Annotated in this window: 17 protein-coding genes; 8 read left to right on the top strand and 9 right to left on the bottom strand. The window is 65.1% G+C overall.

Features of this window, described 5'->3' with window-relative positions:
* Nucleotides 1–22: 22 nt before the first annotated feature.
* The gene (locus FJ972_RS04810; protein ID WP_140513951.1) at nt 23–703 is read left to right on the top strand and encodes an outer membrane lipoprotein carrier protein LolA; all 681 of its coding nucleotides are present in this window, start codon (nt 23–25) and stop codon (nt 701–703) included.
* A gap of 130 nt (nt 704–833) precedes the next feature.
* Nucleotides 834–1,640 carry an exodeoxyribonuclease III gene (locus FJ972_RS04805; protein WP_140524663.1) on the top strand — a complete coding sequence of 269 codons (807 nt, stop codon included), beginning with the start codon at nt 834–836 and terminating at the stop codon, nt 1,638–1,640.
* A 122-nt stretch (nt 1,641–1,762) separates the two neighbouring features.
* On the opposite strand, the gene FJ972_RS04800 is transcribed toward FJ972_RS04805, so the two are convergent.
* Both FJ972_RS04800 and FJ972_RS04795 read right to left on the bottom strand, forming a co-directional pair.
* The gene (locus FJ972_RS04800; protein ID WP_140524662.1) at nt 1,763–2,218 is read right to left on the bottom strand and encodes a cyclic nucleotide-binding domain-containing protein; all 456 of its coding nucleotides are present in this window, start codon (nt 2,216–2,218) and stop codon (nt 1,763–1,765) included.
* A 121-nt stretch (nt 2,219–2,339) separates the two neighbouring features.
* Nucleotides 2,340–3,023, bottom strand: a complete 684-nt coding sequence (locus FJ972_RS04795) for a response regulator transcription factor (RefSeq protein ID WP_140524661.1) — start codon at nt 3,021–3,023, stop codon at nt 2,340–2,342.
* Nucleotides 3,024–3,167: 144 nt separating this feature from the next.
* On the opposite strand from FJ972_RS04795, the gene FJ972_RS04790 reads away from it, so the two are divergent.
* Nucleotides 3,168–3,704 carry a L,D-transpeptidase family protein gene (locus tag FJ972_RS04790; RefSeq protein ID WP_181165209.1) on the top strand — a complete coding sequence of 179 codons (537 nt, stop codon included), beginning with the start codon at nt 3,168–3,170 and terminating at the stop codon, nt 3,702–3,704.
* 44 nt (nt 3,705–3,748) lie between these two features.
* On the opposite strand, the gene FJ972_RS04785 is transcribed toward FJ972_RS04790, so the two are convergent.
* Nucleotides 3,749–3,994, bottom strand: coding sequence for a hypothetical protein (locus FJ972_RS04785; RefSeq protein ID WP_140524660.1), 246 nt, complete (start codon nt 3,992–3,994; stop codon nt 3,749–3,751).
* Nucleotides 3,995–4,159: 165 nt separating this feature from the next.
* On the opposite strand from FJ972_RS04785, the gene gcvA reads away from it, so the two are divergent.
* On the top strand, nt 4,160–5,092 hold the full coding sequence (gene gcvA, locus FJ972_RS04780; protein WP_140492662.1) for a transcriptional regulator GcvA: 933 nt from the start codon (nt 4,160–4,162) through the stop codon (nt 5,090–5,092).
* A gap of 9 nt (nt 5,093–5,101) precedes the next feature.
* On the opposite strand, the gene FJ972_RS04775 is transcribed toward gcvA, so the two are convergent.
* From FJ972_RS04775 to tsaD, 6 genes are read right to left on the bottom strand one after another with little or no spacing between them, the layout of a single operon-like run.
* Entirely contained in the window at nt 5,102–5,518 is a 417-nt protein-coding gene (locus tag FJ972_RS04775) for a DUF1761 domain-containing protein (protein WP_140524659.1), read from the bottom strand.
* Nucleotides 5,519–5,569: 51 nt separating this feature from the next.
* Complete coding sequence (locus FJ972_RS04770) at nt 5,570–6,283, bottom strand: class I SAM-dependent methyltransferase (protein ID WP_411908942.1); 714 nt, start codon at nt 6,281–6,283, stop codon at nt 5,570–5,572.
* The gene (locus FJ972_RS04765) at nt 6,238–6,663 is read right to left on the bottom strand and encodes an EVE domain-containing protein (RefSeq protein WP_140492656.1); all 426 of its coding nucleotides are present in this window, start codon (nt 6,661–6,663) and stop codon (nt 6,238–6,240) included. The genes FJ972_RS04770 and FJ972_RS04765 overlap by 46 nt, the downstream gene beginning before the upstream one ends.
* 28 nt (nt 6,664–6,691) lie before the next feature.
* Nucleotides 6,692–6,988: a YciI-like protein gene (locus FJ972_RS04760; protein WP_140513955.1), complete on the bottom strand. Its 297-nt coding sequence runs from the start codon at nt 6,986–6,988 to the stop codon at nt 6,692–6,694.
* 23 nt (nt 6,989–7,011) lie between these two features.
* Complete coding sequence (locus FJ972_RS04755) at nt 7,012–8,034, bottom strand: NAD(P)H-dependent glycerol-3-phosphate dehydrogenase (protein WP_140513956.1); 1,023 nt, start codon at nt 8,032–8,034, stop codon at nt 7,012–7,014.
* Nucleotides 8,035–8,045: 11 nt separating this feature from the next.
* Complete coding sequence (tsaD, locus tag FJ972_RS04750) at nt 8,046–9,131, bottom strand: tRNA (adenosine(37)-N6)-threonylcarbamoyltransferase complex transferase subunit TsaD (RefSeq protein WP_181167281.1); 1,086 nt, start codon at nt 9,129–9,131, stop codon at nt 8,046–8,048.
* Nucleotides 9,132–9,236: 105 nt separating this feature from the next.
* Here tsaD and hemC point away from each other — a divergent pair, with 105 nt between their 5' ends.
* The 4 genes from hemC to FJ972_RS04730 all read left to right on the top strand — a co-directional run bounded on the left by hemC (nt 9,237) and on the right by FJ972_RS04730 (nt 14,065).
* Nucleotides 9,237–10,163 carry a hydroxymethylbilane synthase gene (hemC, locus tag FJ972_RS04745; RefSeq protein WP_140513958.1) on the top strand — a complete coding sequence of 309 codons (927 nt, stop codon included), beginning with the start codon at nt 9,237–9,239 and terminating at the stop codon, nt 10,161–10,163.
* A 2-nt stretch (nt 10,164–10,165) separates the two neighbouring features.
* Entirely contained in the window at nt 10,166–10,882 is a 717-nt protein-coding gene (locus tag FJ972_RS04740; protein ID WP_140513959.1) for a uroporphyrinogen-III synthase, read from the top strand.
* A gap of 89 nt (nt 10,883–10,971) precedes the next feature.
* Complete coding sequence (locus FJ972_RS04735; protein WP_140524657.1) at nt 10,972–12,453, top strand: COG4223 family protein; 1,482 nt, start codon at nt 10,972–10,974, stop codon at nt 12,451–12,453.
* Nucleotides 12,454–12,463: 10 nt separating this feature from the next.
* On the top strand, nt 12,464–14,065 hold the full coding sequence (locus FJ972_RS04730; protein ID WP_140513961.1) for a heme biosynthesis protein HemY: 1,602 nt from the start codon (nt 12,464–12,466) through the stop codon (nt 14,063–14,065).
* Nucleotides 14,066–14,080: the final 15 nt, after the last annotated feature.

Raw genomic sequence — 14,080 nt, 5'->3', positions numbered from 1 at the left:
ACTCAAGATGAGAGTGACCGACATGAAAAACGATCTTTCCGCGCTCGGCGATCTTGCCCCGACGCGCCGTCAGTTGCTTGGCCTCGGCCTGGTGCTCGCGGGCGCTGCCGCCCTCAACGTGGTGCCCGGATTCGAGCTGCTGGCATCCGCGCAGGCGGCCGTGCCGGCGGCCGCGCAGAAGATCGCCGATCATTTTTCCTCGGTTAAGTCGATGAGCGGCGAATTCGTGCAGTTCGGCCCCAAGGGCGAACAGACCGGCGGCAAGTTCTTCCTGGAAAGACCGGGCAAGATCCGTTTCAATTATGACGGATCCTCGAATTTCCGGGTGATTTCGGACGGCAAGTCGGTGGTCATCCTCAACAAGAAACTGAACACGTCCGATCTTTATCCCTTGTCGAAGACGCCGCTGAAACTGTTGCTCGACGACCGGATCGATCTCTCCGGAAACCGCGTCAAGAGCGTCAAGGAAGAGGACGACCTCACCACCATCCAGCTCTCGGACAAGTCGGTGTTCGGCAATGCGCGGATCACCATGATGTTCGATCCGAAGACCTATGATCTGCGCCAGTGGACGATCACCGATGCGCAGGGCAAGGACACCACGGTGATGATCTTCAACACCAAGGAAGGCGTCAGCTTCGCTCCCGACACGTTTGCCATCGACTATACGGCCAATCGCGAGCTGAATACGAAAACCAGATAGCTTTCCTCGCGCTGGCGAAGCCTTTCGTGCAGTTTCGGCGGCGCGGCGCCGACCTCCGCAACTGCTGCAATGCTTGTCTTTATGGCGCGGGGCTGGCAGTAGTTCGGCGATCTTTCGCCGGACCCGCCAAATGCCCTTTTCCATCGCCACCTGGAACATAAATTCCGTTCGCCTGCGCATGCCGATCATCGAGCGCCTGCTCGATGAATACGCGCCCGATGTGCTTTGCCTGCAGGAAACAAAAGTTCCCGACGAGCTGTTCCCCGAAAAGGCCTTCCGCAGGCTCGGCTACGGGCACATCGCCTTTCACGGTCAGAAGGGCTATCACGGCGTGGCGACGGTCGCGCGCCGGCCGATCGCGGTGGTCGAGAAGCGCCGCTTCTGCGACATCGACGACAGCCGGCATTTGTCGGTGACCGTGCGGGCCGGCGGCAAGACGATCCTGCTGCACAATTTCTACGTTCCGGCGGGCGGTGACGAACCGGACCCGGAAGTCAACCGCAAATTCAGGCACAAGCTCGATTTCGTCGCCGAGATGAACGCAATCCGCGCCGAACACAGCGAAGTGTCCGCCTCGGTCCTGGTCGGCGACCTCAACATCGCGCCGCTCGAACACGATGTCTGGTCGCATAAGCAACTGCTCAACGTGGTCAGCCATACGCGGGTCGAGACGGAGAGTTTCGAGGCCATGCGGCTGGCCGGCGACTGGGTCGACCTGATGCGGCTCAACGTGCCATCAGAACAGAAGCTCTACACCTGGTGGAGCTACCGCGCGCAGGACTGGGAGGCATCCAACCGCGGCCGGCGGCTTGACCATGTCTGGTCGTCACCGAACCTGGTGCCTGATTTCACCGGCTACGAAATCCTGCGGGCGGCGCGTGGCTGGGAACGTCCCTCGGACCATGTTCCGGTCATCGCGCGGTTCAACCTAGACTGATCAGCCGGGCCGGCGCTTTTCCCACTCCGGCGACAATTGCGTCAAGCCGCTCGGTCGCCATGATGAAGGGCAGGTCATTTTCGGTGGCGCGAACCAGCCGGAACTCCACCTGTCTCTCCCGTTCACTCGGAAAAGCGCGGCGCCAGCTTCTCGATGCGGTGGATCATTGCCTGAAAGTCTTCCAGGATGCGCTGGTGGAGCTGTGCCGCCAAATCCGGATATTCCTCCAGGATGCGGCGGAACATCTTTCGGCTGAGCCGGATCACCTCCGAATCGACCGCGGCCGATGCACTGGTCAGCCGGTTGGTGTCGGCGATCAGCGCCAGTTCGCTCAGCATGGTGCCGGGGCTGGCCGTGCCGATAGGGATGCGTCCGCCTGCCTGTTCGCGGTAGAGCACGATCTCTCCGCTGACCACGATATAGGCCGAATCAGCCATATCGTCCTCGCGATAGAGCTTGTGGTCTGCCTGCAGCAGCATGGTCTCGGCGCCGAAGGCGAGCAGGCGCAATTGTTCCTGCGTGAAGCCCTCGAAAAGCCTCACGGCTGACAGGATGCGGATGTCGTCATCCAGCGCCATCTAGCTGTGTCCCCGAACGGTCAGTCCAATCCCTCCTCTGCGGTGCGATCCAGAATCCCGCTCCAACAGGATCGCACCCAAAAGCAGCCCCGCCCAGACCGCTTATTGGATAATAAAATGTTTAAGGAACCAGCTTGTAGCCACCGCTTTCTGTCACAAGAATTTCCGCATTGGAAGGATCGCGCTCGATCTTCTGGCGCAGGCGATACACATGGGTTTCTAGTGTGTGCGTGGTAACGCCGGAATTGTAGCCCCACACCTCCTCGAGCAGCACGTCCCGCGTCACCACCTTCTGGTCGGCGCGGTAGAGATATTTGATGATCGAGGCCTCCTTCTCCGTCAGCCGCACTTTTGCGCCGCGCGGGTCGATCAGCAGCTTCTGGCTTGGCTTGAAGGTGTAGGGGCCGACCGAGAAGGTGGCGTCCTCGCTTTGCTCGTGCTGGCGCAGCTGCGCGCGGATGCGCGCCAAAAGCACCGCGAAGCGGAACGGCTTCGTCACGTAGTCGTTGGCGCCGGCTTCGAGGCCAAGGATCGTGTCCGAATCGGTGTCGTGGCCGGTCAGCATGATGATGGGCGCCTTGTAGCCACCCTTGCGCAGGATCTTCACCGCTTCGCGGCCGTCCATGTCGGGCAGGCCGACATCCATGATCAGCAGGTCGATGAGGCCGCCACGCGCCGCGTCGACGCCTTTTGCCGCAGTGGACTCCTGCAGCACGTCGAATTCCTCATAAAGAGACAATTGCTCGACCAACGTGCCGCGCAGGTCGTCATCGTCGTCGACGATCAGGATGGTTCGTGAAGTCATGGATCAATCCGTTGTTTTGAAAAGAAAATTCAGTTGACCGCTGCCTGTTTATGCGGAAGCTGACCGGCACAACAGCCGATCACAGTGATTTGTTCCGTGGCACGATCATACAAGAAAAAACACGATCGCAATGCAGCCGGCGCAATTTTGCGAAAAGGACTGCGGGTGCTGACCGTGCGGGCAAGGCCCGGCCGTCCCAGCCAGGGGCTGCTGCAGGCGGGCAGAACGGTGTTTGCCTGCGCGCTGGGGCGTGGCGGCATCTCGGCGGGCAAGCGCGAAGGCGACGGCGCCACGCCGCTTGGCCAAATGCGGATCCTGTCGGGTTATTTCCGGGGAGACCACTTCTCCAGCGGCCGCATCACCCGGCTGGCGATGACGCCGATCGGGCCTGATCTCGGCTGGTGCGAAGTGCCCGACGACCGAAACTATAACAGGCCAGTCAAGATCCCCTACGGCGCCAGCCACGAACGCATGCGGCGCGACGACAGGCTCTATGATGCCTGCCTTGTGCTCGACTGGAATATAACGCCGCGCCGCCGCGGACGCGGCAGCGCCATCTTCTTCCACCTGGCGCGCCCGGGCTTCACGCCCACGCAAGGCTGCGTCGCGGTGACCGCACGCACGATGGCGCGCCTTTTGCCGCTGCTGTCGGACCGGACGGTGGTGAGGGTGGTAAGGTAGGGAATAGGCAGTAGGCAGTAGGGTTCTCTTTCTATTGCCTACTCCTAATTCCTATTCCCTTTCCTTACCTGCCAGCCGATGTCGAGCAGGCCCAGCCGGCCGAGTTCGCGGGCCATGGCGCGGGAGACGTCTTTGCGCGTGGCGCCGACATCGCGCAACTGGCGATCCGACAGGTCCTCGATGTCGTCCTGCGGCAGGCTTGCCGCGACCTTGGCCTGGCGGAGCCAGTCGAACGCGGCGGTCAGCCAGTTCAGCCGGCTCGCGGGAGCTCTCAAAGCTATGTGAGACATGATACGGTTCCTTCCATCCGGACATAAAATCCGGTTTGATATTGGTTCGATGGTCGCATCATGCCCGATTGAAAGATTGGAGAGAAACGAGTAGTTCTTTCCGGATTATCAAGTTTTCTTTGAGGATCAGGACGCCATGACCGCGTCTGTTCTGGGGCCGCGCTGATGGCCCGCCTGGTGCCGGGAACCCGGGCGCTGAGGACGCTGGAGGCAGCGGCCCGGCATCTCAATTTCACCCGGGCCGCCGACGAACTCGGCCTGACGCCAGCCGCCGTCAGCCACCAGATCAAGGAGATCGAAGACCAGCTCGGCATCGTCCTGTTCACGCGCTCCAGCCGCAGCATCCGGCTGACGGAGGCCGGAACGGTGCTGTTCGAGGCCTCTGCCGATGCGCTCGACCTGCTTGGCAAGGCCGTCTCGCGGGCACAGAAGATGACGCGCGGCACGACGCTGCTGAAAGTGACGCTCGACGCCCAATTCGCGACGAAATGGCTGATGCGGCGGGTCGAGGATTTTCGAAAAAAACATGAAGGCATCGAACTCAGGTTCGACATCGCCTACGGATTGCGGGATTTCGACCTTGACGATGTCGATGTCGGCATCCGCTTCGGCGCCGGCAGATATCCGGGACTTTGCGCGCATCGGCTGTTCGACAACGTCATCATCCCGGTATGCAGCCCGAGCCTGCTGGCGTCAGGTCCGCCGCTGCGCGAACCGCGCGATCTCTTCCATCACACGCTTGCCCATATCGAATGGGCGCGTCAGGGCGTGACCTGGCCGAACTGGCGCATGTGGATGGCGGCAGCCGGCGTCGACGATTTCGACGACAGCCGCACCATCGTTTTCGGCACCTCGGCCGACGCGGTCCAGGCGGCGATGGAGGGCAGCGCCGTGGCGCTCGCCGATTTCGCCATGGTGGCCAACGACCTTTCCGAAGGTAGGTTGGTGCGGCCTTTCGAACTCGGCATCAAGGTCGCGCCGGAATTCGCCTATTTCCTGGTCTATCCCAAGGAATTGGTGAACGATCCGCGCATCGTTGCCTTTCGCACGTGGATTCTGGAGGAAATGGCAAAATCCCAAACCGCGGACCGGGTGTAGCGGAGGCCTTCAACTCGCTGCGGCGCCGAACCAGCCGACCACGGCGCCGACGATCAACAGCACGCCAAGCCAGTGGCCGCCGTCGATGACGGTCAGGTCCCAGCCGAAATTCTCGTAGCGATGATTGACCGACAGCGTGGTTGCGACGAAGCCGAGCCAAAGCACGAAACCGAAGACCAGTCCCGCCAGCAATGTCGGCTCGCCGCCAGTCACCGCGCCGACGACCAGGGCCAGCACAAGCGCCATGACCAACTCGGCGATGAAAGAGATGAGAAACGGCAGCAACGATTTCTTCATGGTCGCCGGATCGAGTTTTGCAGCCTTCAGCCATGGCTTACTCAAACCGGTGTACCAGCCGGCGCCGAACAGCCACGCCAGGATTGCGGCGACGATCACCGCCAGCCAGTTAACCGCTGAAAAATCCATGATATTCCCCTCTGATACGGAGCTCATGGAAACGCCTGTTCAGTGGCGGCGTCAAGCCGGGCGCTCGGTGCTCCACCGCCAGACGGTGGTGCGTTTTATTTCGGCATCCTCGAGCGCCCGCGTCACCGGCACCTGGTAGACGCCAAGCGGTTCCAGCCCCGACCGCGGCAGATAGGAGCGGCCGGGATCGCCGATCAGGATATCGGCGCCGCGCCGCTTCAGAGCCGCGAACCAGGGCGTCAGCCGGTCTGCGAACGGCTTGTCGTAGAAGACATCGCCGGCAAGAACCACGTCCCAGTCCGCATCCGTTCCGACGCAGTCATCCTGGACGAATTCGACGGCGACGCCATTGGCTTGCGCATTGAGGCGGACCGCCGTGGCGCAGAACGGGTCGATGTCGGCGGCGGTCACCCCTGCCGCGCCGGCTTTTGCTGCGGCGATGGCGACGAGACCGGAGCCGGAGGCGAAGTCGAGCACGCGCTTGCCCCGCACCATGGCCGGGTTGTCGATGATATGGCGGGCAAGCCCCTGGCCGCCGGCCCAGGCAAAGGCCCAGAAAGGCGGCGGCAGCCCGATCTCGACCAGCTCGTCCTCCGTCCGCTGCCACAGATCATGCGCCTCGTCGGCAAGATACAGCGCAATCTCGGGCACATGCGGCGGCGCCATCAGCGCCGTATTGTCGAGGATGAAGCGTTCGGCGCTATGGCTCGTGAGAACCGTCACGGAGCCGGCGTCAGGCCACCCATGCGGCAGACTTCCTTCCATTCGGCCGGCGTCACCGGCTGCACGGAAAGCCGTCCGAGCCGCACCAGCGCCATGTCGGCGAGCTTGGGATTGGCCTTGACCTGCTCCAGCGTCGGCGGGTTCGGCACATCCTTGAAGGCGCGGATGTCGACGCATTCCCAGCGCGGATCGTCCGATGTGGTGTCGGGATGAGCCAGTGCGCACACTTCGGCGATGCCGACCACGTTCAGCCCCTCGTTGGAGTGGTAGAAGAAGCCGAGATCACCGATCTGCATGGCCTTCATGTTGTTGCGCGCCGCATAGTTGCGCACGCCGTCCCATTGCGTGCCTGCCTTGCCCTTGGCCTTCAACGCCTCGAACGAGAAGACCGAGGGTTCGGATTTGAACAGCCAGTAGTTCATTCGTATTGCTCCTCCAGCCTTGTGCCGATTAATTAGCCGCCGGCTTGTTGAAGGTCCAGTTCCACTGGCGGATCTCGACGCTTTCGAACAGTCCCGCCTTGGCATAGGGATCGGCTGCCGACAGCGCCTGCGCGCCTGCCATGTCAGGCGCTTCGACGACGACGAGGCTGCCGTTGGACTTGCCGTCGGCGTCGAGGAACGGACCGGCGAAGGCCAGCTTCTTGTCGCTGTTCAGCCCTTCGAGAAAAGCGAGGTGCTCCGGCCGCGTATCGATGCGCACTTGCATGCTTCCGGGCTTGTCCTTGCAAATCAACGCGAACAACATGTCTCTGTCTCCTGATGCTGGAATCAATCGTCGGTTTCGGTCTTCAGCGGCCGGGTCATCAAGGCCGCCACAGCCTGCCGGATGGTGATGGTGCCGTCCAGTATGGCGGCGACTGCGGCGATGATAGGCGCGTCGATGCCGCGCTCGGTGGCGATGCGGGCGGCGATCGCCGCCGTCGGCACGCCTTCCGCCAGCGGCAGCCCGCCAAGCGGCTTGCCCTGGCCGAGCGCCAGTCCGTAGGCAAAGTTGCGCGATTGCGTGGACGAGCAGGTGAGCAGCAGGTCGCCAAGGCCGGAAAGCCCCATCAACGTCTCGGGCCTGGCGCCGAAGGCGGCACCGATGCGGCGCAGTTCGACGAAGCCGCGCGTCACCATGGCGGCCTGGGCACTGGCGCCGAGCCCGGCGCCGGTGACGGCACCCGCGGCGATGGCGAAGACGTTCTTCAAGGCGCCGCCGATCTCGACGCCGATCAAATCATCATTCGAATAGCAGCGCAGATTTTCCGCCGAGAAGCGCGCGGCAAGCTTGGCCGCCAGCGCCTCGTCCCGGGCGGCAACCACTACCGCCGTGGGCAAGCCCCGGGCAACGTCCGTGGCGAAGCTCGGACCGGACAGAGCGGCGACCGGATTCACAGGCAGGATTTCCCCGACGATCGCCGACAGCAAAGCGCCGGTGTCGCGCTCGATGCCCTTGGCGCATAGCACCAGTGGGACGCCGGCCGGCATATGGCCGTTGGCGTGAGCAAGCATGGCCCGCAACGATTGCGCCGGCGTCACCGCCAGCACGCAATCGGCACCGTCGAGCGCGGCTTGGATGTTGCTCGTCGCCACGATGCCGGCCTGGAGCGCGATGCCAGGCAGATAGCGTCGATTTTCGCCGTGGTCGATTGCGGCGACGGTCTCCGGGTCGCGCGCATAAAGGCGGACGAAATGGCCGGCGCGCAGCATGGCCAGCGCCAAAGCGGTACCCCAGGCCCCGCCACCGAGCACGGCAACGCGCCAGCCGGTTGGCGCGATCTCGATGCCGCTCATGCCTTCTTCGCTCATGCCCTCCTTGCTCATGCTTTGGCCCCGCGCCGGCCCGAACCGATCATCGGCGCGGAGATGCTGTCCAGCGGCCAGCGCGAGCGCGGCACGAAATCGAAGCCGTTTTCTTGCGCCAGGCCTTCGCGCATCCGCTCGATGCCGGCCCAGGCGATCATTGCCGCATTGTCTGTGCAAAGTTTCAGCGGTGGCGCGACGAAGGCGAAGCGCGCCTCGGCGCACAGCCGTTCCAGCGTCGCCTTGATCGTATGGTTGGCGGCGACGCCGCCGGCGACGACCAGCGCCGGCGCGGCCGTGTCGGGGAATTCCCGGCGGAACCGGGCGAGCGCGCGCGAGACACGGTCGCCCAGCGCGTCGGCCACCGCCGCCTGGAAGGACGCGCAGATGTCGGCGACGTCCCGGTCGCTCAAGGGCTCGATCGCGCTCGCCGCCTGGCGCACAGCGGTCTTCAAGCCGGAGAACGAAAAATCGGGCTGCGCCGATCCCTTCATCGGACGCGGGAAGGCAAAACGACCCGCATCGCCCGATGCCGCCGCCTTCTCGACATTGGGACCGCCGGGATAGGGTAGGCCAAGCATCTTGGCCGTCTTGTCGAATGCTTCGCCGAGCGCGTCGTCGATGGTCGTCGCCCAGCGTTGGTAGTCGCCGACACCGCGCACGGCCAGGATCTGTGTGTGGCCGCCGGAGACCAGCAGCAGGAGATAGGGAAAGTCGAGCCCATCGGTCAGCCGCGCCGTCAAGGCATGGCCTTCGAGATGGTTGACGGCGATCAGCGGCTTGCCGGTTGCGGCCGCGATCGCCTTGGCCGTCATCAGCCCGACGATGAGGCCCCCGACGAGGCCCGGACCTGCGGTCGCGGCGATGGCGTCGATGTCGGCCAGCGCCACGCCCGAATCGGCAAGGGCTGCCTCGACAATGCCGTCCAGGGCCTCGACATGGGCGCGCGCGGCGATCTCCGGCACAACCCCGCCGAAGGCGGCATGCTCCTCGATCTGCGACAGCACGATATTGGACAGGATTTTGGGCGCGGCATCGCCCTCCAACGCCACGACGCTGGCGGCGGTCTCGTCACAACTCGTTTCAATGCCCAGAACGCGGATCAATTGGTCGCTGTCCCCAAGGATTGTGTATCGGGGCATTCCCCGGTAGGAGACGCCCGGAAAAGGCGACTTCGCTTGCCGGGGGGTTATCACGGACCGCGCGCCATGCAAACAATCTTGAAGATCGGAACACGCGGCAGCCCGCTGGCGCTGGCGCAGGCGCAGGAAACCCAGGCGCGGCTTATGGCGGCGCATGGTTTGCCGCAAGAAGCGTTCGAAATCGTCGTCATCTCGACCACCGGCGACCGCATCCAGGACCGGCCGCTGTCGGAAGCTGGCGGCAAGGGCCTCTTCACCAAGGAGATCGAGGAGGCGCTGCTCGCCCGCGCGATCGACATTGCCGTGCATTCCTCGAAGGACATGCCGACGCAGTTGCCCGATGGGCTGGAGCTGTCTGCTTTCCTGCCGCGCGAGGACGCGCGCGATGCTTTCGTCGGCAAGGCGGCTAAGACGATTGCAGACCTGCCGCGTGGCGCCAAAGTCGGCTCGTCGTCGCTCAGGCGGCAGGCGCTGATCCGCCGCATGCGGCCGGATCTCGACGTGGTGATGTTTCGTGGCAATGTGCAGACGCGGCTGCGCAAGCTCAATGAAGGCGTTGCCGCCGGCACCATCCTCGCCCATGCCGGGCTGAAGCGGCTCGGGCTCGGCCACGTGGTCACCGATCTGATCCCGCTCGACATCTTTCCGCCGGCGCCGGGCCAAGGCGCGATCGGCATCGAAACCCGCATAGGCGATGGCGACGTCGAACAGATGCTGGCGGCCATCCACGACCTGCCGACCGGACAGGCGCTGGCTTGCGAGCGCGCTTTCCTGGCGGCCCTCGACGGCTCCTGCCGCACGCCGATTGCCGGTCATGCCGTGATAGACGGCGCGGACCTTTCTTTCGCGGGATTGATCATCTCGCCTGATGGCACGCAGTCGCACATGGTCGAGATGAAAGGCCTGGCGCTGGATGCCGCCCGCATCGGTGAAGAGGCGGCAAGGACGGTGCGGGCCAGGGCCGGCGAGACATTCTTCGACGGCTGGGCCTGACGGTGCAGCGCGTTCTGGTGACGCGGCCTCAACCGGGCGCCTCCCGCACCGCGCGAATGCTCAAGGACATGGGGTTTCTACCGCTGCTTTTGCCGCTGACCGAGACGGTGGCCTTGCCGATCGATACGGACCTCGTCATCGGCAATGCCGTGGCCGTTGCGGTGACCAGCGCCAATGGCGTGCGCTTTGCGCCTAAGGAGGTCGTCGCCCGGCTTTCGGACTTGCCTTGCCATGCCGTCGGCAAGAGGACCGCGCAAGCCGCGCGTGAAGCAGGATTTTTGTCCGTCAGCGAAGGTCCCGGCAATGCCGAAGGTCTTGCTGGCAGTCTTGCCGGCGAATTCCAGGGCAAGACCATTGTCTATCTCTGCGGACGCGTGCGCTTCCCGGCATTCGAGCAGCGGCTGCAAGCTGCCGATGTCGGGGTCCGCCCCGTCGAGACATACGACACGCTCGCCGTGACCTATTCGGACGAGGCCGTGCTTGCCCGTCTGTCGGGGCAAACCGCGGATGCGGTGCTGCTCTATTCCGCCAGGGCGGCTGCTGCGCTGCAGGCCTTGGTCAGGCGGCCTGCGCTGCATGAAGCCTTTGACAAGACGCGGGTTTTTGCCCTGTCGCATCGCATCGCCGCCGTCCTTGGCGACGTCGCTGGCGACCGCATCCACATAGCCGCGCGGCCCGACGAGGGTGCGCTGCTTTCGCTTTTGCGGCCCGGGTCCTGAGCCGCGTCATCACACCGCCCCTTTTCACCGCTTGGTGATGTGCTAGACCCTCTTTGAACCATCCCCAAGCGAATTTGCGGAGCCCAAGCATGGTCAAGACGCCGAAGATGCGACATTCGAAAAGCCGCCGCGAGCCGGTGACCATCGAACTTGAGCCCGGCGCCGTTTCCCGCATCGCCGACGAGAATGCCGCCAGGGCCGGGGCGCAAACCGACGAGGCCAAGGCGGAGGAAGCCGCGAACGCCTCGCGGCCGGAGGCGCCCGAAGAGCCTGTGCACGCCGACCAGACCGATCTAGAACCCTGGGAGCACGCCGAGGCGACAGCGCCCCGATCGGAACGATCCGCGGAAAGCGCCGCCAAGGCGGACGAACCGGCGGCAGCCTACCCCGGTTCCCGGGACGACGCCGCTGGCAAGGCCGGCGCCTTCGACTACAGTTTCGAGGACACATCGGCGAAGCGCGCCGAACCTGAACCGGCCGGGCCAGTAACCGGCGCCTCGGCGGGGAACGGGAAAACCGCATCCGCACCGCCACCGCCGAAGCGGGTCAACGGCATCGCGGCCGGCATCATCGGCGGTGTCATCGCACTGGTCGGCGCCGGCGGATTGCAGTTCGCCGGCCTGCTCGGCGCGCCGGGGTCCGCTCCCAGCGTCTCGCTCGAAGGCGTCAACGGCGAAATCGCCGCGCTCAGAGCCGAGATCGCGGATCTGAGGCAAGCCGGCGACGGCGGTGCGTCGGCCAAGGTCGACGGGTTGTCCGCGGCGTTGGATCAGGTCAGGACGGATGTCGCAGCGCTCAAATCGGCGGTCGAGCAAGGCGGAGCGGGCGACAATGCCGGGCTGGCCGCGCTTGGCGACAAGGTCAGGCAGATCGAGACGGCGGTTGCGGCGCTCGGCAAGGCCGGCAACTCGGCCCCAGTCGATCTCGGTCCGCTCAATGAAAGGCTGGCTGGCCTCGATGCGCTGGTGAAATCGGCCGGCGAGGCGGCGGCGAAGCAGGACAGTCGGCTCACCGCGCTGGAGCAGTCGGTGTCGCAGCTTTCTGGGAAAGTCGAGGCGCAGGCCGGACAGCCGAAGGTCGCGCTCGCCATCGCCGCTTCGGCACTGAAGGCGGCGCTCGACCGTGGCGCGCCGTTTGGTGCCGAACTCGAGACCTTCGCCGCGATCGCGCCGGACGCGCCGCAGCTTGCGGCTCTGCGCGCCTACGCCCAAAAGGGCGTCCAGACCCGCACCGAGATCGCATCGCAGATGGATGCCGCCGCCAACGCCATGGTCGCGGCGGCCACGCCGGTCGACGAAAATGCCGGGCTGCTGCAGAACCTTCTGTCGAGCGCCGAATCGCTGGTCAAGGTCCGGCCGATCGGCGCTGTCCAGGGCGCCGGCGCGCCGGAAACCATTGCGCGCATGGAGGTGGCGGTCAATCAGGGCGACTATGCCAAGGCGCTCACAGAATATGAGACGCTGCCCGCGCCTGCAAAGGCGGCCGGCGCCGATTTTGCCGGCAAGCTGAAGGCACGCATCGAGGTCGAGACGCTGATCGATGCGCTGATATCAGGCGCGATGAAGGCGTGAGGAACTGGCGATGATCCGAATCCTGCTCTTCCTCGCCGTCGTCTTCGCGCTGGGCCTAGGCTTTGCCTGGCTGGCGGACCGGCCGGGCGACATGGTCATCACCTTCAACGGCTACCAGTATCAGGTCAGCCTGATGGTGGCGGCGGTGGCGGTGGTCGCTGTCGTCGCGGCGGTGATGATCCTGTGGTGGCTGATCAAGTCGGTCTGGAACAGCCCCTACACCATTTCGCGCTATTTCCGGGTGCGGCGCCGCGACCGCGGCTATCAGGCGCTGTCGACCGGCATGATCGCCGCCGGCGCCGGCGACGGCGCGCTGGCCCGCAAGAAGACCAAGGAAGCGGCCAAGCTGATCCGCTCCGACCAGGAGCCATTGATCCATCTGCTCGAAGCCCAGGCTTCGCTGCTCGAAGGCGACCACGAAGGCGCGCGCCAGAAATTCGAGAGCATGCTCGACGATCCCGAAATGCGGCTGCTCGGCCTGCGCGGGCTTTATCTCGAAGCCGAGCGCCTGGGGGACCGCAATGCCGCCAGGCACTATGCCGGGCGCGCCGCCGGCATGGCGCCGCAACTGGCCTGGGCGGCCGAATCGACGCTTGAAGAGCTGACCGGGCGCGGCGACTGGGACGGCGCGCTGAAGCTGGTCGAGGCGCAGAAGGCGACCCGCCAGATCGAACGTGACGCCGCCAACCGCCGACGCGCCGTGCTGTTGACCGCCAAGGCGCAGTCACTCGCCGACAGCGATCCCGCAGCCGCCCGCACGGCGGCGATAGAGGCCAATCGGCTGCAGCCGGAGTTCGCGCCGGCCGCGGTCGCGGCTGCGACGCTGCTGTTTCGCCAGAACGACGTGCGCAAGGGCTCGAAGATCCTCGAGACAGCCTGGAGGGCCGAACCGCATCCGGAGATAGCGGAGCTCTATACCCATGCCAGGCCGGGTGACGCCGTGCTCGATCGCCTCAACCGGGCGAGGAAATTGCAGGAGATGAAGAAGAACCACGCCGAATCCTCGATGACGGTGGCGCGCGCCGCGCTCGATGCACAGGATTTTGCGACTGCCCGCCGCGAAGCCGAGGCGGCGATCCGGATGGACCGCCGCGAGGGCGCCTATCTGCTTTTGGCCGACATCGAAGAAGCCGAGACGGGCGACCAAGGCAAGGTGCGACAGCTCTTGTCCAAGGCGGTGCGGGCGCCGCGCGACCCGGCCTGGGTCGCCGACGGCGTCGTCTCGGAGCGCTGGGCGCCGGTATCGCCGGTCACCGGCCGGCTTGACGCCTTCGAGTGGCGCGCCCCGATGGAGCGTCTCGGCCAGCTGATCGACAGCCGTGACGATGCGCCGGACGCCCCGGCGGTGGCTATCGAGGCGCCGGGCAGGCCGGCGCAGGAAGAGTCGGTCGAGGTGATCGATCACGCTGGCCCGGGCGGCGAGACGGCCGGCAAGCAGGCCGAGAACGATCAGGACCACGTCAGGCCGGTGACGGCGCAGGCTTTCGCCGCGGTGCCCGCCGATGCCGAGGCCGTCGAACCGGCGCAGGAACTGGCACGCCTGCCGGACGATCCCGGCGTCGATCCGGACGATGCGGCGGAAAAGTCGCCGCGCCGGTTCCGGTTGTTTTGAGTTGGCTGGGTGGCC

Source organism: Mesorhizobium sp. B2-1-1, from assembly GCF_006442975.2.
Lineage (GTDB): Bacteria > Pseudomonadota > Alphaproteobacteria > Rhizobiales > Rhizobiaceae > Mesorhizobium.
Note: the sequence above shows the minus strand (reverse complement) of the source record. Positions and strands in the feature narration are given on the sequence as shown.